27 protein-coding genes are annotated in these 24,549 nt (G+C 59.9%); 13 read left to right on the top strand and 14 right to left on the bottom strand.

Annotated features, from left to right (window positions below; genetic code table 11):
* Complete coding sequence (mutY, locus tag ACTG20_RS04795; protein WP_005363032.1) at positions 1-1,053, bottom strand: A/G-specific adenine glycosylase; 1,053 nt, start codon at positions 1,051-1,053, stop codon at positions 1-3.
* Between the two features lie 237 nt (positions 1,054-1,290).
* Here mutY and ACTG20_RS04790 point away from each other — a divergent pair, with 237 nt between their 5' ends.
* Positions 1,291-2,529 (top strand): multifunctional CCA addition/repair protein, encoded by a 1,239-nt coding sequence (locus tag ACTG20_RS04790; protein WP_005363034.1) that lies wholly within the window; start codon positions 1,291-1,293, stop codon positions 2,527-2,529.
* 118 nt (positions 2,530-2,647) lie between these two features.
* Here the strand turns inward: ACTG20_RS04790 and ACTG20_RS04785 are convergent, their stop codons facing one another.
* Positions 2,648-4,246 (bottom strand): BCCT family transporter, encoded by a 1,599-nt coding sequence (locus ACTG20_RS04785; protein ID WP_236357707.1) that lies wholly within the window; start codon positions 4,244-4,246, stop codon positions 2,648-2,650.
* A 9-nt stretch (positions 4,247-4,255) separates the two neighbouring features.
* Positions 4,256-4,783, bottom strand: a complete 528-nt coding sequence (locus ACTG20_RS04780) for a hypothetical protein (protein WP_069526903.1) — start codon at positions 4,781-4,783, stop codon at positions 4,256-4,258.
* Between the two features lie 163 nt (positions 4,784-4,946).
* Between ACTG20_RS04780 and ACTG20_RS04775 the strand changes: the two genes are divergently transcribed.
* The gene (locus ACTG20_RS04775; RefSeq protein WP_439987489.1) at positions 4,947-5,426 is read left to right on the top strand and encodes a MarR family winged helix-turn-helix transcriptional regulator; all 480 of its coding nucleotides are present in this window, start codon (positions 4,947-4,949) and stop codon (positions 5,424-5,426) included.
* 71 nt (positions 5,427-5,497) lie between these two features.
* On the opposite strand, the gene ACTG20_RS04770 is transcribed toward ACTG20_RS04775, so the two are convergent.
* Positions 5,498-6,079, bottom strand: a complete 582-nt coding sequence (locus ACTG20_RS04770) for a YjaG family protein (RefSeq protein WP_021231718.1) — start codon at positions 6,077-6,079, stop codon at positions 5,498-5,500.
* Positions 6,080-6,241: 162 nt separating this feature from the next.
* Between ACTG20_RS04770 and ACTG20_RS04765 the strand changes: the two genes are divergently transcribed.
* A complete protein-coding gene (locus ACTG20_RS04765) occupies positions 6,242-7,186 on the top strand; it encodes a D-2-hydroxyacid dehydrogenase (protein ID WP_439987488.1) in 945 nt (314 codons plus the stop codon).
* A gap of 71 nt (positions 7,187-7,257) precedes the next feature.
* Here ACTG20_RS04765 and mepM read toward each other — a convergent pair whose 3' ends face one another.
* The gene (gene mepM, locus ACTG20_RS04760; RefSeq protein ID WP_439987487.1) at positions 7,258-8,595 is read right to left on the bottom strand and encodes a murein DD-endopeptidase MepM; all 1,338 of its coding nucleotides are present in this window, start codon (positions 8,593-8,595) and stop codon (positions 7,258-7,260) included.
* 260 nt (positions 8,596-8,855) lie between these two features.
* Here mepM and ACTG20_RS04755 point away from each other — a divergent pair, with 260 nt between their 5' ends.
* Positions 8,856-10,154, top strand: coding sequence for a LapD/MoxY N-terminal periplasmic domain-containing protein (locus tag ACTG20_RS04755; protein WP_194495009.1), 1,299 nt, complete (start codon positions 8,856-8,858; stop codon positions 10,152-10,154).
* Positions 10,151-11,092: a TAXI family TRAP transporter solute-binding subunit gene (locus ACTG20_RS04750; RefSeq protein ID WP_108612064.1), complete on the top strand. Its 942-nt coding sequence runs from the start codon at positions 10,151-10,153 to the stop codon at positions 11,090-11,092. The genes ACTG20_RS04755 and ACTG20_RS04750 overlap by 4 nt, the downstream gene beginning before the upstream one ends.
* Here ACTG20_RS04750 and ACTG20_RS04745 read toward each other — a convergent pair.
* Positions 11,087-11,761, bottom strand: a complete 675-nt coding sequence (locus ACTG20_RS04745) for a transglutaminase-like cysteine peptidase (RefSeq protein WP_005335848.1) — start codon at positions 11,759-11,761, stop codon at positions 11,087-11,089. The two genes, ACTG20_RS04750 and ACTG20_RS04745, sit on opposite strands and share 6 nt — an antisense overlap.
* Before the next feature lie 67 nt (positions 11,762-11,828).
* Positions 11,829-12,761, bottom strand: coding sequence for a zinc ABC transporter substrate-binding protein ZnuA (gene znuA / locus ACTG20_RS04740; protein ID WP_194495011.1), 933 nt, complete (start codon positions 12,759-12,761; stop codon positions 11,829-11,831).
* A gap of 93 nt (positions 12,762-12,854) precedes the next feature.
* On the opposite strand from znuA, the gene znuC reads away from it, so the two are divergent.
* Together znuC and znuB are read left to right on the top strand one after the other, a co-directional pair.
* On the top strand, positions 12,855-13,631 hold the full coding sequence (gene znuC, locus ACTG20_RS04735; RefSeq protein ID WP_144714010.1) for a zinc ABC transporter ATP-binding protein ZnuC: 777 nt from the start codon (positions 12,855-12,857) through the stop codon (positions 13,629-13,631).
* A 21-nt stretch (positions 13,632-13,652) separates the two neighbouring features.
* Positions 13,653-14,432: a zinc ABC transporter permease subunit ZnuB gene (gene znuB / locus ACTG20_RS04730; protein WP_194495013.1), complete on the top strand. Its 780-nt coding sequence runs from the start codon at positions 13,653-13,655 to the stop codon at positions 14,430-14,432.
* 9 nt (positions 14,433-14,441) lie between these two features.
* On the opposite strand, the gene ACTG20_RS04725 is transcribed toward znuB, so the two are convergent.
* A complete protein-coding gene (locus ACTG20_RS04725) occupies positions 14,442-15,332 on the bottom strand; it encodes a LysR substrate-binding domain-containing protein (protein ID WP_194495015.1) in 891 nt (296 codons plus the stop codon).
* Positions 15,333-15,423: 91 nt separating this feature from the next.
* Between ACTG20_RS04725 and ACTG20_RS04720 the strand changes: the two genes are divergently transcribed.
* On the top strand, positions 15,424-16,281 hold the full coding sequence (locus ACTG20_RS04720; RefSeq protein ID WP_194495021.1) for a DMT family transporter: 858 nt from the start codon (positions 15,424-15,426) through the stop codon (positions 16,279-16,281).
* A 3-nt stretch (positions 16,282-16,284) separates the two neighbouring features.
* On the opposite strand, the gene ACTG20_RS04715 is transcribed toward ACTG20_RS04720, so the two are convergent.
* Positions 16,285-16,872, bottom strand: coding sequence for a uracil-DNA glycosylase family protein (locus ACTG20_RS04715; RefSeq protein WP_194495023.1), 588 nt, complete (start codon positions 16,870-16,872; stop codon positions 16,285-16,287).
* A 99-nt stretch (positions 16,873-16,971) separates the two neighbouring features.
* Between ACTG20_RS04715 and rarD the strand changes: the two genes are divergently transcribed.
* Entirely contained in the window at positions 16,972-17,862 is an 891-nt protein-coding gene (gene rarD, locus ACTG20_RS04710) for an EamA family transporter RarD (protein WP_194495025.1), read from the top strand.
* On the opposite strand, the gene ACTG20_RS04705 is transcribed toward rarD, so the two are convergent.
* On the bottom strand, positions 17,844-18,578 hold the full coding sequence (locus ACTG20_RS04705) for a substrate-binding periplasmic protein (RefSeq protein ID WP_194495027.1): 735 nt from the start codon (positions 18,576-18,578) through the stop codon (positions 17,844-17,846). The two genes, rarD and ACTG20_RS04705, sit on opposite strands and share 19 nt — an antisense overlap.
* Before the next feature lie 44 nt (positions 18,579-18,622).
* Between ACTG20_RS04705 and ACTG20_RS04700 the strand changes: the two genes are divergently transcribed.
* Positions 18,623-18,967 (top strand): GIY-YIG nuclease family protein, encoded by a 345-nt coding sequence (locus ACTG20_RS04700; RefSeq protein WP_194495029.1) that lies wholly within the window; start codon positions 18,623-18,625, stop codon positions 18,965-18,967.
* A gap of 90 nt (positions 18,968-19,057) precedes the next feature.
* Here ACTG20_RS04700 and pspG read toward each other — a convergent pair whose 3' ends face one another.
* From pspG to ACTG20_RS04680, 4 genes are all read right to left on the bottom strand, one after another.
* Positions 19,058-19,276 (bottom strand): envelope stress response protein PspG, encoded by a 219-nt coding sequence (gene pspG, locus ACTG20_RS04695; protein WP_005335871.1) that lies wholly within the window; start codon positions 19,274-19,276, stop codon positions 19,058-19,060.
* A gap of 48 nt (positions 19,277-19,324) precedes the next feature.
* Positions 19,325-19,531, bottom strand: coding sequence for a PspC domain-containing protein (locus tag ACTG20_RS04690; RefSeq protein WP_194495031.1), 207 nt, complete (start codon positions 19,529-19,531; stop codon positions 19,325-19,327).
* A gap of 2 nt (positions 19,532-19,533) precedes the next feature.
* Positions 19,534-20,196 carry a phage shock protein PspA gene (pspA, locus tag ACTG20_RS04685; protein ID WP_128834208.1) on the bottom strand — a complete coding sequence of 221 codons (663 nt, stop codon included), beginning with the start codon at positions 20,194-20,196 and terminating at the stop codon, positions 19,534-19,536.
* A 209-nt stretch (positions 20,197-20,405) separates the two neighbouring features.
* Entirely contained in the window at positions 20,406-21,134 is a 729-nt protein-coding gene (locus tag ACTG20_RS04680) for a 1-acylglycerol-3-phosphate O-acyltransferase (protein WP_128815929.1), read from the bottom strand.
* 185 nt (positions 21,135-21,319) lie between these two features.
* Here ACTG20_RS04680 and ACTG20_RS04675 point away from each other — a divergent pair, with 185 nt between their 5' ends.
* From ACTG20_RS04675 to ACTG20_RS04665, 3 genes are read left to right on the top strand one after another with little or no spacing between them, the layout of a single operon-like run.
* A complete protein-coding gene (locus ACTG20_RS04675; RefSeq protein WP_005354882.1) occupies positions 21,320-21,697 on the top strand; it encodes a hypothetical protein in 378 nt (125 codons plus the stop codon).
* Positions 21,698-21,750: 53 nt separating this feature from the next.
* A complete protein-coding gene (locus ACTG20_RS04670) occupies positions 21,751-23,793 on the top strand; it encodes a protein-disulfide reductase DsbD family protein (RefSeq protein ID WP_194495032.1) in 2,043 nt (680 codons plus the stop codon).
* 9 nt (positions 23,794-23,802) lie between these two features.
* Positions 23,803-24,546, top strand: coding sequence for a DsbA family protein (locus ACTG20_RS04665; protein ID WP_194495034.1), 744 nt, complete (start codon positions 23,803-23,805; stop codon positions 24,544-24,546).
* The last annotated feature ends 3 nt before the right edge of the window (positions 24,547-24,549 follow it).

Here is a 24,549-nt window from a genome sequence, read left to right as displayed (position 1 = left end):
CTATGGTTGTAACTCTGGATAGGCGAGCAGACGGGCCGTGGCGGCCGCCAGCCCCACCTCGGCAGGATGGCGTAAGTTATACCAGAGTCGGTTATCTGCTTCCATGAGCCGCAGCGGCTGCGCCTCATCAATGTCAATCAGCAGCGGCTGAATATCGAGATGGAAGTGGCTGAAGGTATGGCGAAAACCGGCCAGTTCACGATAACCGTGATGGCTCAGGCCGAGGGATGCCAGCAGACCATCCACCTCCGCCAGCGAGGCCACCTGCGGGAAGCAGTAGAGCCCGCCCCAGATCCCCTGTGGCGGCCGCTTCTCCAGCAATAACTCGTCACCATGGCGGATCAACAACATGACGCCATCGCGGGCCGGAATGCTCTTCTTCGGCTTGCTGTTGGGGTAGGCAGTGGGGTTGCCTTGCGACAGCCCCTGGCAATCGGCCCGCACCGGACAGCGATCACAGGCTGGCTTGCTGCGGGTGCAGATAGTGGCCCCGATATCCATCATCGCCTGGTTGTAGTGCGCCACACCCAGCTTGGGAGTGAGCCGGATGGCGATCTCCCACAGTTCGTTCTCCACCTGTTTCTGGCCGGGCCAGCCCGGCAGCGCCAGCCAGCGGGTGAGTACCCGCTTCACGTTGCCATCAAGGATGGCGTGGGGCTGACCCAGAGAGAGCGACAGCACGGCCCCGGCGGTAGAACGACCAATCCCCGGCAGCGCCATCACCTCGTCAAAGCGCTCGGGAAAGAGGCCGTGGTGGTGATCGCGGATCTGCTGGGCCGCCTTGTGCAGGTTGCGGGCCCGGGCGTAGTAGCCAAGCCCGGTCCAGTAGTGCAGCACCTCATCGACAGGGGCATCGGCCAGCGCCACCACATCGGGGAAGCGCGCCATAAAACGCTGGTAATAGGGGATGACTGTGGCGACTTGGGTCTGCTGCAGCATGATCTCCGAGACCCAGACCCGGTAAGGGGTCTTCTCCTGCTGCCAGGGCAGGGTTTTGCGGCCATGAAGCTCGTACCACTCCAGAACCCGGCTTGCGAAGGTTGATTGATTCACGTTGTTCTCATGTCGTTGATATAAGGGGAACTCTGCGGTTCCTTCGGCTCATCTGGCCTGCGCGGGCATAAAGTCATCCCACAACACAGCGCCAGCTGTCTGGTGCGGCAGCGTAAGGCCTCGTCACGCCCAAGTCAAAGCCGCGCTGACTGGCGCTGCGGGCAGGTGGTGGCCAGGCAGCAAAGCGGTAACAAAGACGATATACTCGGCCCCACGATTGATGACGGGAGAGACGGTTTGCAGACTTATCTGGTTGGGGGCGCAGTGCGGGATCGCCTGCTGGGATTGCCGCAGGGCGATAGGGATCATCTGGTGGTCGGCGCTACCGTGGAACAGATGCTGGCGTTGGGTTTTACCCAGGTCGGTCGCGACTTTCCCGTGTTTCTTCACCCCAAAACCCAGCAGGAGTATGCCCTCGCCCGTACCGAACGCAAACAGGGTCGGGGCTACACCGGTTTTGTCTGCCACGCCGCCCCCGATGTGACGCTGGAGCAGGATCTGCTGCGCCGGGATCTCACCATCAACGCCATCGCCGAAGATGATCAGGGCCAACTCCACGATCCCTACGGTGGCATCGAGGATTTGGAAAAGCGGCTGCTGCGCCACGTATCTCCCGCCTTTGCCGAAGATCCGCTGCGCATCCTGCGGGTCGCCCGCTTCGCCGCCCGCTTCCACGCTCAGGGCTTTACCATAGCGCCGGAGACCCTCGCCCTGATGAGCGAGATGACGGCCGCCGGCGAGCTGGCCCACCTCACGCCGGAGCGAGTCTGGAAGGAGCTGGAAAAAGTGCTGCTGGGGCCGACCCCGCAGATCTTTATCGAGGTGCTGCGCCAGTGCGGCGCCCTGAAGGCGCTGTTCCCAGAGATTGATGCGCTGTTTGGCGTCCCCGCCCCGGCCAAGTGGCACCCGGAGATCGACACCGGCATCCACACCCTGATGGTGCTGGAGCAGGCGTGCCGGATCTCTCCGGAATTGACCGTCCGCTTTGCTGCCCTCTGCCATGACCTTGGCAAGGGAGTAACCCCCAAGGAGTTCTGGCCAAGCCATCACGGTCATGGCCAGAAGGGGCTGCCGCTTATTCGCGCCCTGTGCGAACGGTTCCGGGTACCCAACGAGTGCCGGGATCTGGCGCTGCTGGTGAGCGATCTGCATACCCACATCCACATCGCCTTTGAGCTCAAACCCGCCACCTTGCTCAAGGTGTTCGACAAGGCTGATGCCTGGCGTCGCCCCGAGCGCTTTGCTCAGTTGCTGGATGCCTGCCGCGCCGACTTCCACGGCCGCACCGGTTTCGAGGAGCGGGTCTACGCCGAGCCGGACTATGTGGCCGAAGCGCTGGCTGCCGCCCAGGCGGTGCCGGTGAAAGAGATAGTGGCGGCCGGTTACAAGGGAGAAGAGATCAAGGAGCAGCTCGCCAAAAAGCGGACCGATGCCATTAGCCGCATCAAGGATGAGTGGACCTTTATCGAGGAGTAACCTCGGCCCCATAACAGACGGCCGCCCTGATGATGAGCTCCGCAAGGAGAGCATCGCCAGGGCGGCCGTTTTGCATCCAGATTGATATGTGAGGGGGCGCTAACCCCTGCTGGTGCCGTTATGCCGGACCAATTCGCTCCATCAGGCTCATATGGGATGAACCATCGTGGCGCTTGAGGTTCTGACGATACTCGAACTGGCGCTGGCTCTCCTGCTTGAGCCCCAGCATCAGCGAATAGCACATCGCCAGCATGATCACCGAGAACGGCAGCGCGGCTATGATGCTGGCTGCCTGCAAGGCTGCCAGGCCGCCAGAGACCAGCAGGATAGCGGCAACCAGCCCCTGCCCCAGACCCCATACGGCGCGGTGCAGTACCGGCGGCTCCTGATCACCGATGGAGAGCAGGGTGGTGATGACCAGCGTGCCCGAGTCACTGGAGGTGATGAAGTAGGTGCAGATGAGCAGGGTCAACACTGCCTTGGCGATCCAGCCGAAGGTATTCCAGTGCAGCAGCTCGACCGTTTTGTAGAGCGCCAGCGTCACATCCTGATTGACCGCAGCGACCACGCCGCCACCGCCAAACAGCTCCAGATTCATCGCCGTACCGCCAAACACGGTGAGCCAGAACATGCCGAGCAGCGAGGGGACCAGCAACACACCAAGCACAAACTCGCGGATAGTACGCCCCTTGGAAATGCGGGCGATAAACATGCCGACAAACGGCGCCCAGGCAATCCACCAGCCCCAGTAAAACGCCGTCCAGCTCGACTGCCAGGCAGAAGTGCCGTTGGCCTCGGTGTTGGTCCAGAAGCTCAGTTTGACGATGTTCTGCAGGTAATCACCGATGTTCTGCACATAGGCGTTGAGGATATAGGTGGTCGGCCCCAGCACCAGAAAGAGTGCGAGTACGAAGACGCTCAGCCAGATATTGAGCTCGGAGAGGATTTTCACTCCGCGCCCGACCCCGGAAACCGCCGACAGAGTGGCGATCAGGCTGATACCGCCAATCAGCCAGAGCTGGTTGGACTGCGACACCGCCATACCAAACATCTGGTTGAGGCCGGTATTCATCTGGGAGACCCCCAGACCAAGGGAGGTCGCCACCCCGAAGACGGTGCCGAACACGGCCAGCACATCGGCCGCATGGCCCCAGAAACCGTAGATTCGCTCGCCAAGGATGGGGTAAAGCACAGAGCGGATCGCCAGCGGCAACTTGCGCCGGTAGCTGAAAAAGGCAAGTGACAGGCCGACGATCACATAGATGGCCCAGGGGTGCAGGCCCCAATGGAAAAAGGTGAGGCGCATGGCGATCTGGGCCGCTTCCGGGGTCATCCCTTCGGTAATGAACGGATTTCCCTGCAGATGGTTCATTGGCTCGGCGATGCTCCAGAACACCAGACCGATACCCATGCCTGCGCTAAAGAGCATGGAGAACCAGGCGAAGTAGCCGAACTCCGGTACCTGGTCGTCGTCACCCAGCCGGATGCTGCCAAAACGGCTGAACATCAGGTAGACAGCGAAGAACAGGAACAGGGCGACCACCAGAATGTAGTACCACTTGAACCCGGCAATAATCTGATCCTTGGCACCGACAAACCAGGCGGCCGCGGTATCGGGAACAAATACGCCAAACAGCAAAAACAGGGTGATCACGGTGAGGGCCGTCATGGCCATGGTGGGGTTGAGGCCTTTCAATAGCCCTTTGCTTGCTCGCATCCAGCCTCCTTAGTCGTTGTTGAAAAAGTCTTCGCCCACATGATCACCGGCACCGCCGATGGCGCGATAGACCAGTTTGCCGGCTGCCTGTTCGCGGTGATCCACCAGCGAAACCGAGGGCTGGCCGTTCACGGCGTGACGCTTGCCGAGGAAGATGGCCATGGGGACACCCAGATTGGAGACACCGCTGGTGATCCAGAGGCGGTTGAAGTCGTAAGAGCCGCCGATGAACTCCAGCTGGGCCAGGCCGGTATCGAGGCCGGTCAGATAGAAGTTCATGGCACTTTCGTCAGGAAAGAGGTGCACCAGCACATAGGCGTAGCGTAATTCATTCACCAACTCCTTTAGGTTGAAAGTACCTGTCTCACTGCAAGAGAGGGGTAACTCACCATCATAGTGGTGCACCTTGAGGTTGTTGGGGTCTTCATCATAGGCAGGCTGATAGCGCACAAAAGCCGAGGTATCCGGCAGTTCATAGCGCACTCTGACCACACGTAACTCGGCCACCAGAGACTTGATATCCAGCTCGTCATTCATCATTTCGCTCCTCAAATGTCAGGGTGAATTCCGTGAAATGCCCGTCAACCTAACACAAAATTAATTAGAGCAGAAATTATTACAACAAAAACCATATTGACCTTGTGACGAATTAGGCGGAAAATTTTGCGCCTCTACATAGCCCTCCAATGACGCACACCCCATGGAAAAACATGATGAAGTGCTGGTCGCCCTGCGCCAGATTATTCGTGCCATCGACATGCACTCCAGGCGCTTGATCAAAGAAGCCGGGCTAACTTCTCCGCAACTCTTGCTGCTCAAAGGGATCGACGAGCTGGGACAGATCTCCATGCGTCAGCTGGCCGATCACACCAACATGAGCCAGGCCACCGCCACCACCATCATGGACCGATTGGAGAGCCGTCAACTGGTGCAGCGCGTTCGCAGCAATACCGACAAGCGCAAGGTTCACGCGACACTGACTGACGCAGGCCGCGCCCTGCTGGCCCAGGCCCCGACCCCGCTGCAAGAGCGCTTCATCCAACGTTTTCAGGCGCTGGAAGCGTGGGAGCAGACCCTGCTGCTCTCCTCCCTGCAACACATCTCATCCATGATGAATGCAGACGAAATCGACGCGGCCCCGGTGCTGAGCGTCAGACCCCTCACCGAAGAGCAGGCATAAGCTGCTGAACAATTTCAGGCATAAAAAAAGCTCCCGAACGGGAGCTTTTTTCGATCAGGGGCCGCAGAGAATTACTCTTCCAGGCTGATCCCGATATTGGAGACGCCATCCTGAGAGGCGAATGCTCTGATGGCCAGGATTCGATCGCTGTCGCGCTCATGGGCAACCCGCTTGAGCAGTTCAACCTGGAACTCCAGCTCGGCTTCCATGTACTCGTGCTCGTAGAGCTCCTCTTCGGTCAGATCCCGCTCTTCCAGCAGCTCAATAAAACCGGCCACGGTACCGACTGACGCATGGCTGGCATCGTTGGCCTCTTCGCCGACCCGGCAGATCACCGAGTTGTAGGCGCAGCCCAGCGCAACACAGGCATCCAGCGCAGGATAGGCACCGTAGGATTCAAACTTGCGGGGATCCGGAATGTGAGACTCGAACTCTTCGAGAATGGCCCCCAGATTGACCCGGGATCCCTTGACGGTGAGATAGACCCACATCTGATCCAGCGCATGCCGGAAAGCACCAGCATTGCCAAAGCCGGAAGCCTGACAGAACAGGGCATAGTTGGGGTACATGCGCTCTGCCAGCGCCAGGGTGTAGACGGTCTGTTGCCAAGGCTGTAGCTCGGCCAGTCGCTTATAAAACTTGTCACCAAACACTGGAGTCGGATCCTTTGCAAAATGTGGGGCAGATTGTAGCCCACGAGGGGCGCGGCGAAAACGAAAAAGCGCCCTGGTCGGCTATGTTGCGATATGAAGTCAGGTAAGATGGGTCGAGAGCGGCATCTTGTTGCGCCGCAAATTCTGATAAGGAACAAGAGTATGAGCCAACGTACCCTTCTTTTGCTCAGCCAGGATAATGCTCACTACGAACGGCTGCTCAAGGCCGCCAATCTCCCCCATCTGCGCATTCTGCGAGCCGATAACCAGAGCGATGCCGAGAAGCTGATCGGCGAAGCCCATATTCTGATGGCCGAACCGGCCCGTGCCAAACCGCTGCTGCCCCAAGCCAACAAGCTGAGCTGGTTCCAGTCCACCTATGCGGGAGTCGATGTGCTGCTCGACCCTGACAGTCGCCGCGACTATCAACTCACCAATGTGCGTGGCATCTTCGGCCCGCTGATGAGCGAGTATGTCTTTGGTCATCTGCTCAGCCTGATGCGCCAAATTCCCCTTTATCGGGAACAGCAGAAACAGCGACTGTGGCAAAGCCACCCCTATCAGGGCCTCAAGGGGCGCACCATGCTGATCCTGGGGACCGGCAGCATTGGTCAGCATATTGCCCACACCGGCAAACATTTTGGCATGAAGGTGCTGGGCATCAGCCGCAGCGGTCGGGAGCGGGCCGGGTTTGATCAGGTTTATCAGCTACCTGCGCTCAACAAGATGCTGGCGCAGGCCGATGTCATCGTCAGCGTGCTGCCAGCCACCCGCGATACCCGTCATCTGTTCAATGCCGCCCGCTTCGAACACTGCAAACCGGGCGCCATCCTGTTCAACGTCGGTCGTGGCAGCGCCGTGCACTCGGGCGATTTGCTCACCGCACTGCGTACCGGCAAGCTGGCGATGGCGGTGCTGGATGTGTTCGAGCAGGAGCCGCTGCCCGCCGACAGTCCACTCTGGGGCCAACCCAACCTCATCGTCACCCCCCACAACAGCGCCTACAGCTTCCCGGATGATGTAGCCCAGATCTTTGTGCGCAACTACATCCGCTTTATCGATGGCCAGCCACTGGATGGCAAAATCGACTTCGACAAGGGTTACTAACCCTCACTGCGCATGTAAAAAGGCCCCGCCAATCTGGCGGGGCCTTTCATTTCAGGCTGTGACGACAGGAATCAACCCGCGGCCAGCTCCTTGCGGTAGCTCTTCACCTTGGCAAGGAACTGACGACGCTCCTTGCCGCTGAGCGGTTCAGCCATCGGCAGCTTGGCGGTCATGGCATTGACCGGGCGGTTGTTGATCCGCAGCTCGTAGTGCAGGTGAGCACCGGTCGAGCGACCTGTGTTGCCGGAGAGGCCGATCTTGTCGCCCATCTTCACTCGCTGACCGGTTTTGACCAGCAGCTTGCTCAGGTGCAGATAACGGGTAGAGAGAGTACGGCCATGCTTGATGACGATATAGGTACCCGCCAGTGGGTGACTGGTTGCCTTCTGGACGACACCATCGCCGGTCGCCAGCACTGGCGTGCCCACCGGCACCGCAAAGTCAGTGCCCTCGTGAGGACGCACCATACCGGTTACCGGATGTTTGCGCGCAGGGTTGAAATTGGAGCTGATCCGATAGCGGCTGTGAGTCGGGTAGCGGCGGAAACCGCGCTCCAGACTGTTGCCCTGACCGTCGTAATAGTTGCCGTCATCGGAGAGCCAGGCCGATACCGTCTTGCCCTGGCTGGTCACTTCCACACCCAGCAGCTGGCTGTTGCCAGTGCTCTTGCCTTCCACCGTCTCTTGGCGTACCAGCACTTTGAACTTGTCGCCCTTCTGCAGATCCTTGGCGAAATTCATTCGCCACTGGAACAGGTTGGCAATTTTCTGGATATGGTTGGCTGGAATCCCCGCATTGCGGGCACTGACATAGAAGCTGCCGTTGATCACGCCGTTGTAACGCTGCGGTTGCCACTCGACCTTCTCATTGATCATAGAGGCGGTATAGGCATCATCGCTGCGTGCCATCACCAGCGTCTGCTTGATGTTCAGGCGGATTTTGAGTTGCTGCAGGATGTTGTCCTGATCGATCAGCAGCTCGATATTCTGGCCCGGCTTGAGGCGCGCCAGATAGTGCTTGTTGTCCGCGTCCAGCACCTTGTAGAGGGTGGTGGTGGATAGACCGAGATTGTTAAAAATAGCGGTCAGGTTTTCGCCGTTGCGGACCCGGTAATCCTGCCACTGGGGGGTGGTGTCGACCGGGATGTCGTCATCCGGCGCACTCTGATCAACCAGTTCGTGATCGGGAATTTCGTTAAAGTCGGTGTTGTTTTCGTTGGTTGCCGTACCTGCGGTATCAATGGGCAACTCAAGACGCAGCGGCCGCTCAAGGATGTCACCCGGAGCTGGCAATAATGCCACTGCTGACAGGGTCATGGCCGTCAGCATCAGCATGGCGTAAAAGTGTTTGCGGGGAACCGGTGGTTCCCAATTGGCAGCCTGTACTACCAAGGGACGGAGACGTTTCATCCGCTATCCTGTATTTAGATCTAAAGAGTGTGAGTTGCGATGTCTGCTGTGACAAAACCGTATAAAACTGTTTGTTGGACACAAATAGTTACAAATAGTTCATCACAATCTGCATGAACCTCACATTTTATGCATAACCCGCCCGGATGGGCAGAAATGATCGTCTTTATTAACCATTTTTTCCTATTTTTAAGAACCGGGTCGGATTCTATTCTGAATAGAAACCCAAAATGTTGCGATAACTTTTCCATGGAGTGGACATGTCGTTAGTAAAACTGTTAATCAGAATAATTGTCGTCCTGTTCCTGATCGGTGCAGCGCTGCTGTTTGCACTAGAAGCCACGACGGTCCGCCAATCCATCCTCGACCAGATGTCAGCCAACCTGGAAACCGCCATCACCGCTCTCGGGCTGGTGCTGCAAGGAACCCTGCTCAATGACGACAATGTGCTGGCCGAGACCATCGTCAATGCCATGTTTGATGGCGGTTTCGTCAGCTCGGTCATTCTGGTGGATCCGGATGGTCAGGTGCTGTTTCAGAAGGCATTCCACTCTACCCAGCAAAATGTCCCCGGTTGGCTTCCCTCGGTTATCGGCATGCCCCCCGTCAAGATTGAGCAAGAGTTGACCGATGGCTGGCGCATGCTAGGCACTCTGACCCTTGAAGGACATAGCGGCTACGCCTATCAGCATCTGTGGAATGCCATCAGTCGCACCGGTCTGGCGCTGCTGGCGGGCCTCGTCGTATTTACCCTGATCATCTCCCTGGTGTGCAAACGCCTGCTGCAGCCCCTGGAGCAGATCAACCTGCAGCTGATCCGTATTCGCAAACACCAGTTCAACAGCACCCTGCCCACTCCCTGGTTGCAAGACCTCAAAGAAGTGGCACTTTCCATCAACCAATTGGTTTCCGAACGCAAACGGGATCTGCTGCAACAACGACTCAAAATCACCCAGCTGGGAAAACTGCTGCCACTGACGACCCCACAGCCGCTGCAAGGAGTGAGCCCACTGCCGGAAGGCGGGCAACTGCAAAAATTTGTCTCCACACAAGGGGAGATCGCGCTCTATCAGCGTTTCTTGCCCAGTCAGCCCCTCGGTGCCGACAGCGATCTCGCAACCATCCAGAGCGCCCTGCAACAGTGGCAGCACTCTCATATAGAAGGGGTCTTGCTGCCCCTCTCCCTGCTCAATCACCCGCAATGGTCCGAGATCGCCCCTCTGCTAAGCCAGGGGCGAGGAAAAACACTGGATTGGCGCTGGGATGTAGCCACCTTTCCCGCCCACGGCCAGTCTACCTTGGCTGCGTTGCAGGAACAGGGGTGTGAACTCGCCTTCAGCGCCATTCCCCTCAATGCGGATACCTTCAATCAACTTGACCCGCTCAATCCCATCTTTATCAGCTGTCAGCTGACCGATGCGCCGCTCTACTGGAATCTACTCTCCCAAACCATGCATGCCGCCGGTTATACCCTGCTGGCAGAATCGGGAGAGTGTCGCGACATCGACAAACTGCGGACCTGGGGTATCGATGGTTATGCCAAGGAGGCGCAATCATGAAGAAGCTCGCCATGCTGTTGCCCCTGCTGTGGCAACCCGCCCTGATGGCTGAAACCGTCACTATCACCACCGGGGGTGAGCAGGGGATTTATCACCAGATAAGCAAAGAGTTTTGCCGTCTGGCTCATGAGGTCGACGAGCAACTTACGTGCACACTGAAGAGCTCATCGGGTTCAATAGAAAACCTGACGCGACTGAAGAGTGGCGAGACCGCCTACGCCATGGTGCAGTCAGACTGGCTGTATCAGGCAAGTCAGGGCTTGGGCCCTTTTACCACGCAGCCGCAACCTGAGCTGCGCGCCCTGTTTGCCACCCATGCCGAGCCCTTCACCATAGTGATCCGTGCCGATGGCGATATCACTTCACTGGAACAGCTCAAGCTCGCCCCCATCGACATGGGGTTGAAGAACTCGGGAACACGCCAGACGGCGCTGACCCTGTTCAACATCTTGGGAGCGAAAGAGCAGGATCTCGATCTGAAAAGCATGGCCAACCTGCCGGATGCGCTCTGCAGCAAGCAGATCGACGCATTTGCATTGGTGATGGGGCATCCCAACCGGATTGTGCTCGACACCGCCAAACGTTGCGCGGTCAGTTTCCTCCCCATCGATGGGGCCACCCGGGATCAGCTACTCAAAGGGGTCAAATATTACCAACGCAGTCAGGTGCCCGCCCGCATCTACCCCGGCAATCTGAAGGCGACCCCCACCTTTGCCATTGCCGCCACCCTGGTCACCAATGCAAACATGCCGGAAGAGTCTGTCTATCGTCTGACCAAGGCCATGCTGACCCAGCAGACCAAGTTCAATGAGCAGACTTATGGCTACGCCAATATGTTTCACCGGGCACGCAATAAAACCGGCCCGGTGCTGAGTATTGAGCAGCATCCGGGCGCGGCGAAATATTTCGATGAGTTGAAGGTGGCGGGCAAGCTATAACTGACGACGAGGAGAGCGCAGTTGCTCGCTGGAGAAGCGGGTCTTCATCGATGTCCACTGCGCCAACCGATCGGCACTCCCCGCCAGCGTCCCTTCCCGCCGTGACTTCATGATCCAGATGCTTTTGGCATCGAAACTGTAAACGGGAATGAGATCGGTACGCTTGCTACCCGGCAGGATCCGGCTGTTGATGTTGTCGAGCACCAGTGGGTCAGCCTTGGGTGTCGGGAAGTAGAGCGTCACCATGTGGAACTGGTTGTAACGCACCGCCTTGACGTAGGCCAGTCGCAGCTTCTTCTCATCCACCCCCAGCTCCATCAGGGTGTAGTACTTGGAGATGCTGTAATCCTCGCAATCCCCACCCCGTGCACCGATGAACTCCAGCGGATTGGCCCAGTAATCCTCATCTCCCCACAGCTTGGGATCCTCGCTATAGGTGAGATTGTTGAAGTAGTTGTTCACCAGCTCGATCTTCTGCTGGTCGGTTGTACCCGCTCTGGGGGTGAGCAGGCGAGAGAATGCCTCGGCCCGTTGAATGGCGCGGCCACCATACACTTCCTGCAACTTGGCCCGCAGATCCGGACTGGCAATATATTCGGAAAGACGCGAAGCCTGCACGTTGGCGCAACATAGCGCCAACGTGCAAGCCGGGATCAACAACCATTTCATACCGGACACTCCATGTCAGATGCTGGAGGTCAGTATAGCCCCTCCGGATGAGAGACTCAGCCGCTGATCAGCGACATTGGGCAAATGCGTCTGCCAGTTGCTGCATGAATTGGGGATAACCATCCGGGCCGAGCGGTACCTGTTCACCCACCTCATCAAGCAACAGTACCTTGGCGCCGGTATTGCGAGCCACCGATTCGATCACAGCCGGTGAGAATTGCGGCTCGGCATAAATGCAGCTCGCCTGCTTCTCTTCCAGTGCCTTGCGAATATCCACCAGGGTCTTGGCGCCCGGGCGACGCTCAGGGCTCACGGTAAAGTGGCCCTTTGAACTCATGCCGTAGTGGCGCTCCCAGTAGCCATACGCCTCGTGGAATACAAAGTACCCCTTCTCATTCACTGCCTTCATCTGGCCAGCAATCACCTTGTCCTTGGCATCTACCTTGGCATCAAATGCCGCGAGGTTGGCGTCATAACGAGCCTGATTGGCCGGATCCAGCTTGCCCAATTCACTTGCGATCGCCTTGGCAATCACTTTGGACTGCGTCGGGCCAAGCCAGATATGGGGATCGACCCCTTCGTGATGATGTCCTTCATGCCCTTCATCATGGTCACCGTGCTCGTGGGCGGCATGATCGTGATCATCATGGTCATGGGAGTCGTGACTATCCTGAGTCGCGTAGTTGAACAGCGGCATCCCCTCAACCTGAGTCAGGGCCAGAGCATGGGGATGGTTGGCCAGCGGCTTGGCCATAAAACCTTCCAGCTCGGGGCCAACCCACACCACCAGATCGGCACTGTTGATGCTGCGAATATCGGACGGACGCAGGGAGAAATCGTGGGGAGAGGCACCGGTCGGCAGCAATACCTTGGGCTCGCTCACCCCGTCAGTGATCGCTGCTGCGATGAAGCCAAGGGGCTTGATGGTGGTCAGTACCTCAATGGCACGAACAGGCAAACTCACCGCCAGTAGGGCAGTGAAAAGCGCAATAATTCTCATTGGTGAATCTCGTCAGGGGGTGAGTATGTGATAATATAACAGCCTCTTTTTGTTATATTATAACTCTCACTGGCTGTAAACCCCGGAGTTGTCATGAGCCAACTGGTAGAGCTGAAAGAGGTCTCTCTCTCGTTTGATGGACGCTCTGTGCTCGACAAGGTCTCCTTTACCCTCAATAAAGGCAAAATCACCACGCTCGTCGGCCCCAACGGGGCGGGCAAGAGCACCCTGAGCAAGCTGGTGCTGGGTCTGCTCACCCCGGACTCGGGCAAGATCACCCGCAGCCGCGATCTGAGAGTCGGCTATGTGCCCCAACGCCTCTATCTGGATCCCACCCTGCCGCTGACGGTGCGCCGCTTCCTGCAGCTGGGCAAAAACAGCCGTCTCTCCATCGAGGAAGCTCTGGCCCGGGTAGGCGCTGAGGGACTGTTGGAAAACCGGATGCAAAAACTCTCCGGCGGCGAGATGCAGCGCGTGCTGCTGGCTCGCGCCCTGCTGGTCAAGCCCGAGCTGCTGGTGCTGGACGAGCCGGTACAAGGGGTCGATATCACCGGCCAGATCGAGCTCTATGCCCTGATCGGCCAGCTCGCCGCCGAATTCAATTGCGCCGTGCTGATGGTCTCCCACGACCTGCATCTAGTGATGGCCAGCACCCACGAGGTGATCTGCCTCAATCGCCACGTCTGCTGTCATGGCGAGCCGGAAAGCGTGGCGCGCCACCCCGAATTTGCCCGCCTGTTCGGGCGACCGGAGCAGGAGGTGCTGGCGGTCTATACCCACCATCACCACTGCGACGGCGAACACCATCATCATAAACCGCAGGCTCCCGTCATCCGCCTGCCCTCTCGCAACAACGCTCACAGCAAATAGCGCAAGCAACAGGACATTCAAGTGGACAGCTTTCTGTTATACGCCCTCGCGGCCGGTCTCGGCATCGCCCTGCTGGCCGGCCCCCTCGGCAGCTTCGTGGTATGGCGCAAGATGGCCTACTTTGGCGACACCCTCTCCCACGCCTGCCTGTTCGGCATCGCGCTGGGCATCCTGCTGCAGGTCGATCTCACTCTGGCGGTAGTGGTCTGCTGCCTCGCCATGGCGATGCTGCTGGTGATCATGAGTCGCAACCAGCAGGTGGCGACCGATACCCTGCTCGGCATTCTGGCCCACAGCGCCCTGTCCCTCGGTCTGGTTACCTTGAGTTTTATGGATAACGTGCGGGTGGATCTGATGGCCTACCTGTTCGGCGACCTGCTCTCGGTGCAACCGATAGATCTGCTCTGGATCTACGGCGGTGGCGCGCTGGTGCTGCTCACCCTGTGGCGACTGTGGGATCCCCTGCTCTCCATGACCATCTCGGAAGAGCTGGCACGGGTAGAGGGGATCCGGGTCGATTTGCTGCGCTGCGTATTGATGCTGCTCATCGGGCTGGTGATTGCCGTGGCGATGAAGTTTGTCGGGGCACTGATCATCACCTCCCTGCTGATCATCCCCGCCGCCACCGCCCGCCGCTTCAGCCAGACGCCGGAGCAGATGGCGGGCTTTGCCGCGCTGATCGGCTGTCTCGCCGTGCTGGGTGGATTGACCCTCTCCTGGTATCAGGACACCCCGGCTGGGCCTTCGGTCGTCGTCTGTGCCACCAGCCTGTTTGTGCTGAGCCAGTTCAAGAGAGCGTAACGGTGCAGGCTAGAGCGGCATGCTCTGGCGTGTCTCCATCATCAGCCACTGGCGCAACCGGCTGATGGCAGGCTCATGAGCCCGCGAGCGCTTGCAGGTGAAGTAGAAGGCATCCCCCGTCTCCAGCTGGTGTACCGGCAAGGCCACCAGCTGGGGATCATCGGGCCGCAGCATGTAATCATTCACGAATGCCACCCCCTGATCCCAGGCTGCCGCCTCCATCGCCAACAGCACATGGCTGAAGTGGTGCATCCGCGCCTCGTCCGGAATCACCAGCCCACCCGCCTTGGCCCAGCGCTGCCAATCCTCCCCCCGCGCCTTGTAGATGGACTGCACCGAAAGCAGCGGCAGCTGCCAGATGGCCTCAGGCCACTCCCCGCTGATCTGCTGCAACAGGCGGCGACCGCAGACCGGAAAGAGCCGCTCCTGATAGATAAGGTCGTGGCAGTAGCCCCGCCCGTGGGGTGAGACTGTGATAAAGCAGTCTGCCACCCGATCAGATAGCTCGGGATCTTCCGCCACCATCTCCAGACTCAAATCCAGCTCGGGGTAGAGCTGGCGCAATCCGGCCAACCGCGGGATCAGCCACTTCACCGCAAACGAGCTGTAGACTGCGAGGCGCAGCCGCATCTCGCCACCACCACGCAACTGTTCACTGCTTTGGGCAATCTGGCTGAGCCCGGCGGCAATCCCTTCGAAGTAGCTCTCCCCCTGTGGAGTCAACGAGAGCAACCGCCCCTGACGCAGTAGCAAGCGCTCACCCAGAAAATCCTCCAGCAGGCGGATCTGGTGGCTGACCGCACTCTGGCTGACGTTCAGTTCAAGGGCGGCACGGGAGAAGCTGAGCAGCCGGGCCACTACCTCGAAATATTGCACCGCACGCAGGGGAGGAAGCTTCATTATCTAAATATCTCATGAGTGGTCATTTTTTATCATTTTACTGGATATCAACCGGCACGCTACCCTCCGCTCATCTGAAGTGGGAGGCGGTATGAATGCAGTAGGGATCGGCATCCTTTATCTGGTGCTGGGCAATATGGTGGCGGTTTTTTCCGATGCACTGGTCAAGGTGCTGGAGCCAGATCAGCCCATCTTCCAGTTTGTCTTTTTCCGCCAGCTCTCGGCCGCCATTCTGCTGATGCCCTGGCTGCTCTGGTCATGGCGCCGCAACCCACCGGTGGCCATCAAGTGGCACCTGCTGCGGGCCCATATCTGGGCGGTCGGCGTCTGCCTGATGGTGGTGGCCCTCACCCGCTTGCCGCTCGCCACTGCCAATGCCCTCTTCTATGCCGCCCCCCTGATGATGGTGCCGCTGGCAGTGTGGATGGCGGGGGAAGCGATCTCGCGCCAGAAGGTGCTGACCGCAGTTATCGGGTTTATCGGGGTACTGATCGTGCTGCGCCCGACCGAGGTGAACTGGGCCGCGCTGGCGGCGCTTGGGGTGGCGTTGTCGATGGCGCTCAACAATCTGCTGATCAAGCGGATCCCGCTCAAGCAGCCCATCGCCCAGACCCTTTTTTTCACCAACGTGCTGAGCATGCCCTTCATTCTGGCGCTGGCATTATGGGAAGGGGGCGACTGGCAGTGGCAGATGTGGTGGCCCGCTTTCGGCTCCTCGGCGCTGATCATGGTCTATGCGGGATTGTGCGTGGTGGCCTATCGCAAGGCGGAGGCGAGCAAGATCGCCTCGGCGGAGTACACCGGTCTGCTGATGGCGGTGGCCATCGGGGTGTGGCTGTTTGACGAGCAGCCCGGTCTGCCGCTGCTGCTGGGCTGTATCTGCATCGTCCTGCCGCTCATCGCCATGGCGCGCAGCAAGCCAAAAGCGCTGGCCGAGCCAGCGCTCTAATACTCAGGGTCTCCCCAGAAGCGGGGCGACCCTTTGCTGCAGATGGGGGACAATCTCATCTTCGAACCAGGGATTCTTCCTGAGCCAGAGAGTATTGCGCGGGGAGGGATGCGGCAACGGCAACCAGCCGGGGCCATAGTCGGCCCAGCTGCGCACCGTGTCGGTGAGCGATCTCTTGGCCGCCCCCCGCAGGTAATGGGCTTGTGCATACTGGCCGATCAGCAGGGTCAGTTCGATATTGGGCAACAGCATCAATACCTTGTCGTGCCAGGTAGGCGCACATTCGGGGCGCGGTGGCAGATCGCCAGATTTTCCCCTGCCGGGATAGCAGAGCCCCATCGGCATGATGGCGATGCGGGATTCGTCGTAGAAGGTGGCCTTATCAACATCGAGCCACTGGCGCAGCCGGTCACCGGAGGGGTCATCCCACGGGATACCACTGGCATGCACCCGGGTGCCGGGCGCCTGACCGATGATCAGCAAGCGGGCACTCTCGGCCCCGCGGATCACCGGACGAGGCCCCAACGGCAGATGAGCCTCACACAGACGGCAGGCCCTGATTTGCTCAAACAACTTATCGATTCGCTGCATGACGTTGATAGTACCAGCATTTCCCTGTTTTCCCTCTTGTGGAAACAGGGCGCGCCCCCTACTATCGCCATGGATGTTTAATTTAATAAACGGATAATAATGAAAAACTGGCTAGGTACCGGCACCGCGACCCTCTCCTTCATCCTGTGGGGGATGCTGCCGCTCTATTATCAATTCATGCCCGAGGTCAACATGTGGGAGCTGATCTCCCACCGGGTGCTCTGGTCTGTGGTGCTGCTGGGTGCCCTGTTTTTGCTGCTTGGCCACCAGGTGCCCTGGGCACAACTGCGCAGCGAGCCGCGCCAGCTCGGCCTCATTCTGCTGGCGGGCCCCGTGATGTCCATCAGCTGGTGCATGTTCACCTGGTGCCTCACTACCGGGCAGGTGCTGACCACCAGCCTCGCCTTCTTTATGACCCCGCTGTTCAATATCGTATTCGCCGTCATCTTCCTCAAAGAGCGACTCACCCCGCAAAAGCATCTGGCGGTCGCCCTGGCGCTGGCGGGGCTCGCCTACATGCTCTTCTGCTACGGCCAGCTCCCCTGGTTCTCCCTCATCATGGGGGCCAACTTCGCCTGCTATGGCCTTATCAAGAAGAAGATCCACTACGACACCGGCACCAGCCTCTATCTGGAAGCCATGGTGCAACTGCCCGTCGCGCTGATCATCATCGGCACGCTGGCATGGCACGGGGAAGGGGCATTCGTGAACGGAGATCTGGCCGACAAGCTGCTGCTGATGGGCAGTGCGCCCGCCACCCTGCTGCCGGTGGGGCTGTTCTGCTACGCGGTGGCGAGAACCCGGATGAGCACGGTGGGGCTGCTGCAATATATCGAGCCCAGCCTCGCTTTCCTGCTCGCCATCTACTGGTTTGGTGAGGCGCCGGACCCCATCAAGGCAGTCGGTTTCGCCTTTGTCTGGGCTGGTCTGCTGGTGAGCCTGTTGCCACTGCATCGGCTCAAGCTCCGCCCTCAGGGCGTACCGCGATAAGACTCCAGCACCTTGTGCCAACGGGGATCTCTGTCCATCTGCTCGGCGATGTCGTTGAGGGTGGCATGCAGCTCGGGGCGAGACTTGGGCAGCAGGATATGGCGGGTATAGCTGGATTGGGGGAAGGGCGAGATAAACAGCTTGCCCTGATAGTGCTGTGAGTCGATGAAAAAGCCCAGCGATGAACCACTCACCAGCGTCACATCGATGCGACCGCGCACCAGCAGCTCAAGATTGGTCTTCACCTTCTTGGCATCCTGACGCACCAGCTCCCCGCGGCCAGCTGCATCATCGATCCCCTGATAGCGGTAGCCCTCCACCCCACCAAACACCAGCCCCTTTAGGGAGTCAGGCCCGCGATAGGTGACCGGGTTGTAAATGTTCGAGACCAGCTCGTTGGTGTCGCGCATCACCGGAAAGGTCCAGAGATAGCGCTCGCGATGGGGATCCCCCACCCAGGCGGGATTGACCCAGACCACCAGACCGTCAAAGTCGGGATCCGCCATCTCCAGCGCCAGTCGGGCGCGATTGACCAGCCAGAGCTCGATTCTGGGTTCACCCCCCAGCTTTTCATTGAGATACTTGACCAGCTCGCGGCTCAGCCCTGCATCCACTTCGGTGTTGAAGGGGGGATGCTGATGGTAATCGTAGAGACGGATCGTCTCCCCCAGAGCCGGGACCGACAACAGTAACCACAACCAAAACCAGACTCTCATCGCACCTCCTTGAGCTGCCTCTGAGTTTGGCACAGAGAATTTGAATGAGAGAACCCGCGACCACCACACCGGCACAGCAACCATCCCCCCCTTCCCGCTGGTCTGTCTACATGGTGCGTACTGCCACCGGCCTGCTCTATACCGGGATCAGCACGGATCCGCTGCGCCGCCTGCGCCAGCACCAGAGTGGCAAGGGGGCTCGCGCCCTGCGCGGCAAGGGGCCACTGACGCTGGCGTGGCAACAGGAAGTCGGCGAGAAGGGGGCGGCTCTGCGCATCGAATATCGCCTCAAGCAGCAGCCGAAATCCTTCAAGGAGCAGCTGATCCACAGCCCGGCACTCTGGCAGCGCTGGAGCCCCCAGTGGTTACCCGCAGCCACCCAGCCTTGAGGACGACAGGCAAAAAAAGGCCACTCGATGAGTGGCCGGAAAGGGGAAATCAGGGAGCATCACACAACGTCTTGCACAACCTCAGGCGGGTTAGAGGTAGGTATTGGAACGCTTGCTTCGGTTGCTGATCAGCCAGCAAACCGCCAGCACCAGCAGCAACCAGGGGGCCAGCTTGATGATCAGAGCAAGCATGCCGCCCAGCGCCCCAAGCAGCACGAACAGGCCGCTCACCAGCAACATGGCTACCAGGGTAAAACCGGTCAGTGCCATGACCAGCAGCACCACCAGCAATATGAAAAATTCCAGCATAACTTGCTCCTTATCAGTACCTTGTCTGCCGGCTGATCAACCCTTCGGTCAATCCAGCCAGCGCTTCAATTCATAACGGGGCGGCATCACCAGCACCGCCAGCAGATAGGCGGCCAGTGCCAGCGGCGGCATCAGGATCAGGGCGAGCAGTGACACCACCCGCACCGTGACTCTGGAGACCCCCAACCGCCTGGCAATACCGGCGCAGACCCCGGTCAGCTTGCGATGCACCAGATCCTTGGGCCAGGGGCTCATGATTACACCTCCGCCTTCTGGCCTTTGAGGCGAGCCAGCTCGCGCTCGATCTCGTCATTGAGCTCCAGCTCGCGGAACTGGGCCTCCAGCGAGGGATTCTGCCCCAAGGTGGCCGCCTCCAGCTGGGCTTCCAGCTGATCGACCCGGCCCTGAAAACCATCAAAGCGCGCCATCAGCTCATGCATCCGCTGGTTGTCCACCTGAGCGCGGGCACGAATGCGGCTGTGGGCGGTCTGCTCGCGCAAGGTCAGCAGTTTCTGCTTCTCGCGCGCCTCGGTCAGCTTGGCCGCCAGCCGCTCGCTGTCGGCGGTGAGCTGGGCCAGCACCTCGGCCACCCGGGCCTTGTCCTGCTCCAGCTGTTCACATTTTTTGACCTCCGCCAGCTTCTCGGTGAGGGCGGCGCGGGCCAGATCCTCACGTCCCTTCTGGATGGCGAGCTCGGCCTTGGCAGACCACTCAAGGATCTGTACCTGCAACGCCTGCTGGTGACGCTCCAGCTGCTTCTGTTCGGCAATCACGCGGGCGGCCTGGGTACGCATCTCGACCTGCACCTGCTCCATCTCTTCGATCATCAGGCGCAGCATCTTCTCCGGCTCTTCACTCTTGTCGAGCAGGCTGTGCAGGTTGGCATTTATCACGTCGGTCAGGCGGCTGAATACGCTCATGGTCTGGCTCCTTGTTGATGGGATGGCTATCTCTTCCCATTGCATTACAAGAGCCGTGCCAAGAAAAATTATTGTTGTTTTACATATAGATGGGAATTTACCGAGGAAATTCAAGAAGAGTTTATTGGTGAGAATAGCCAACCTGGTGGTGATTTTTACCAACAAAAAGGGAGCCTGTGGCTCCCTTGTCGATTCGTCTGCGATATCCGTCAGGCGGCGTGGCTGTGGCCCAGCTTGCGATCCAGTTCGGTCAGCTTGGCCTCCATCCGGGCGCGGCAGGTGTCGGAGAGATCGCGAATGCCGCTGGCACCGTGCTCCTTGCTGCAGACCGGGGCCATCACTTCCACCAGCACTTCGCCGTTGTCCCAGCGATTGAGGTCGACCTGACCGAAGTAGCTGGAGCAGACGATGGGCACAACGGGCACTTCAGCCTGTACCGCAGTGTGGAAAGCGCCCGCCTTGAACGGCAGCAGGCCACGCCCCTGGGAGCGGGTCCCTTCCGGGAACATCCAGATGGAGGTGCCACGGTTCTTGATGCGATCCACCACCTGACCTATGGTGCCGATGGCACGGGAGCGGTTGGAGCGGTCGATCAGCACGTTGCCGGAGAGCCAGAATATAAGGCCAAACAGCGGCAGCCAGAGCAGGCTCTTTTTGCCCACTGCCACCACACCAGGCTGCACCGCACCGGTCACGGTGAAGATGTCGAAGTTGCTCTGGTGGTTGCAGACGTAGACCGCCGGGCCGACCGATTTGACCTCGTCGGCCACCGTCACCTTGACTCGCAGCCCGATCAGCGGGCAGACCGCGTGATACATGCGGGCGAAAACATAGACGTTGTTGGGATGGCGCGGACGAACCAGACAGAGCAGCAGGCCGAACAGGAACCAGAAAATGAGCAGCAGACCAAGCAGCAGCACACGGGCAATTTTGAGCATCGAACACCTCGAGTTTTAACTCGGCGCAGTATACTGATCCCCCTTTTAGCGAACAAGCGTTCGCCAAACAGAACCGACCACCCTCCCCGTCGCGCCACCCACAGTGCAGCTCATCAATACGCCGCCGACTTGCCCCACCCGTCATTGGTCGTTAGGATGGCCCCATCTTGATGGACGGGGCGAACATGATGTTGCAACAACGGGTAGCGAAACATCTCCTGCTGCTGGTCTGCCTGCTGGTGCTCAATTGTGCGGCCCAGCCGCTGGCCCGGCTTGCCCTGCTCGATCACGCCCTCAGCTGTCAGGCACTGCCCGTTCCCGGCTCGGCAACGGATCAAGAGGATGCCAAACCGGCCAGCCCGCAGCCCACCAGCTGCCAGCTCAACGGCAAGTGGCTAAGCGCCGCCACCCTGCTCTGCGTCGAACAGCTCTTCTTTGCCGTGGCGGTGCTGATCGCCCTGCTGGCCCCCCTTTGGCGCTACACACCGCCACTGCCCCCTCCCAGAGTCATCTCGCCGCCCGAGCGGCGTCTGCATCTAACCCTGTGCGTCTGGCGGGAATGAGTTCGACAGCGTTCTTTCGTTAGCTGTCACTCAATTTTTGCGAGACCAAAAAGATGTCGAATCTCTTCAAGGCGGCCCTGCTACTGGGCGGTCTGCTGTGGCAATCCATGGGATTGGCCAGCGACACGGGCTGGCTCACCAGCCCACAGAATGATCACGCCCGGGTACGGCTGCAGGCCGACCGCAGCACGGCAGATCAGACCCGCATCCTGCTCGATGTCGAGCTGGAGTCGGGCTGGAAGACCTACTGGCACAGCCCGGGAGAAGGGGGCATTGCTCCCCAGATCCTGTGGGACGAGCCGGTCGGTGACTTTCAGTGGCGCTGGCCGGTGCCACGCCACTTCGAGGTAGCCGGGCTCAACACCCAGGGTTATCAGGGGGAGGTGGCCTTCCCCCTCAGCCTCAACTACCCAACTGGGCAACCGCTCAAGGGGACTCTGCGCCTCTCCACCTGCAGCAATGTCTGCATCCTGACCGACTTTCCCTTCACCCTCGCGGTGGATGGGCAGGCCCCAGCCGACTTCGATTTTGCCTGGGCGAAGGCGATGAGTACCCTGCCCCAGCAATTGCCTGCCGAAACCCAGGTCGAGCTCGGTTATCAGCACAACCAGCTGCAACTGCGCGCCGAGCGGGCAGAGGGCTGGCAATCACCAGCGCTCTTTATCGACGCTCTGGAGGGGGCCGAATTTGGCAAACCGGCGCTTGAGGTCGAGGGCTACACCCTGATCGCCCGGGTGCCGGTGAGCGATGGCTGGCAGGGGGATGCGCCGGATCTGCGCGGCCAATCCCTCGGCCTGCTGCTCACCAGTGGCGAACAGGCGTGGCAGGGCAAGGGGACGATCGGCGCACCGCTCGCACTGCCCAACCAGAGTCATTCGCTGTTCTGGCTGCTGGGGGCAGCGCTGCTCGGCGGCCTGATCCTCAACCTGATGCCCTGCGTGCTGCCGGTGCTGGCGCTCAAGCTGGGAACTGTGTTGCAACATCAGGATCGTGAACAGGGAACGGTGCGCAAGCAGTTCCTCGCCGCCAGCGCCGGGATCATCGCCTCCTTCTGGGTACTGGCGGCCATGAGCAGCCTGCTGCGCGCCACGCAAGGGGCCGTCGGTTGGGGCATTCAGTTCCAGAGCGCCGGTTTTATCGGCTTGATGGTGCTGGTCACCATGCTGTTTTGCGCCAACCTGTTGGGGCTGTTCGAGATCCGTCTGCCCAGCGCCCTCAGCACCCGCCTCGCCACCAGCGGCGGCAACGGCCTCGGCGGTCACTTCCTGCAGGGGAGCTTCGCCACTCTGCTGGCGACCCCCTGCTCGGCACCGTTCCTCGGCACCGCGGTGGCCTTTGCGCTGGCGGCGCCACTCGGCCAGCTCTGGCTGATCTTCACCGCGCTCGGAATTGGCATGAGCCTACCCTGGCTGCTGGTGGCGGCCCTACCACGGCTCGCCCTCTGGCTGCCGAAACCAGGGCGCTGGATGAACCATCTGCGCATCCTGCTCGGCCTGATGATGTTGGGCTCCAGCCTCTGGCTCACCAGCCTGCTCGACAATCATCTCGGCAGCTATGCCACCGGCTGGCTGATAGTTGCCATGCTGCTGGCGCTGCTGAGTGGCATCATCTGGCGTTACGGCATCCGCGGCTTCACGCTGGCGATCGCCCTCGCAGCCCTGATTGGCAGCCCCCTGCTGCTGAGTGGCGCCTTTAGCGCGCAGGGCTCGGCCAGTGTTGACAAGGTGGTCTGGCAGCCGCTCTCTGAACGCGCCATCACAGATGCGCTGGCCCAGAACAAGCGGGTCTTTATCGATGTCACCGCCGACTGGTGTGTCACCTGCAAGGCCAACAAATACAACGTGTTGCTGCGCGATGAGGTGCAACAGGCCCTCTCGGCCCCCGATGTGGTGGCCCTGCGCGGCGACTGGAGCAAACCGAACGACACCATCGCCGCCTTCCTGCGTAAGCGGGGCGCGGCGGCCGTCCCCTTCAACCAGATTTACGGCCCGGAGTTGCCGCAGGGGGTCACGCTGTCACCCCTGCTCGACAAGGACGAGCTGCTGACCACATTGCACAAGGCTGGCCTGCTTCAGGCTGGCACCACCCGATTTTAAGGAGCAACCATGAAACCGACTCTGAGTACCCTGACCCTGCTGGCCTCCCTTTCTGCAGCCCTGCTGGCTCCGACCCTGCACGCTGCCCCCTTCACCCCGGAGCAGGAGGCGCGCATCAAGGAGCTGATCCGCGAGACCCTGATCGCCAATCCCAAGATCCTCGATGAGGCCGCCGAATCCTGGGAGAAACAGAACGCGGCAGCCCAGGAGGCGCAGCTTGGCAACTTCATCAAGGGCAACAAGGATGTGCTGTTCAACAGCGCCACCAGCCCGCGTCTGGGAGCCAAAAACCCCAAGCTGACGCTGGTGCTGTTCACCGACTACAACTGCCCCTACTGCAAGCAGTTCGATCCCCAGCTGACCAAACTGCTCAAGGCCTATCCGGACGATCTGGGGCTGGTGATCAAGCTGCTGCCGTTCAAGGGGCAGACCTCCGCCAAGGCGGCCCAATACAGCCTGACCCTGTGGCAGCAGGATCCCGCCCGCTTCCTCACCCTTCACGACAAGCTGATGAGCAAGCAGGGGATGCTGACCGAGGCGGACATCAACAAGGCGCTGGCGGCCACCGGCAACACCGCGCTCAAACCGGCCGCCAAGGCGACCGAAGAGCTGCGCAACAGCCTGCGCATCGGCACCATTCTGGGGGTACAGGGCACACCGGCGACGCTTATCGGCAACCAGCTGGTGCCGGGCGCCATCCCCTATGAGGAGCTGGAGCAACTGGTGAAGGCCGAACTGGCCAAGCAGGGGTAAGGG

The organism is Aeromonas sp. 84A (assembly GCF_051919345.1).
Taxonomy (GTDB): Bacteria; Pseudomonadota; Gammaproteobacteria; order Enterobacterales; family Aeromonadaceae; genus Aeromonas; species Aeromonas veronii.
This window is presented reverse-complemented; position numbering and strand designations above follow the sequence as displayed.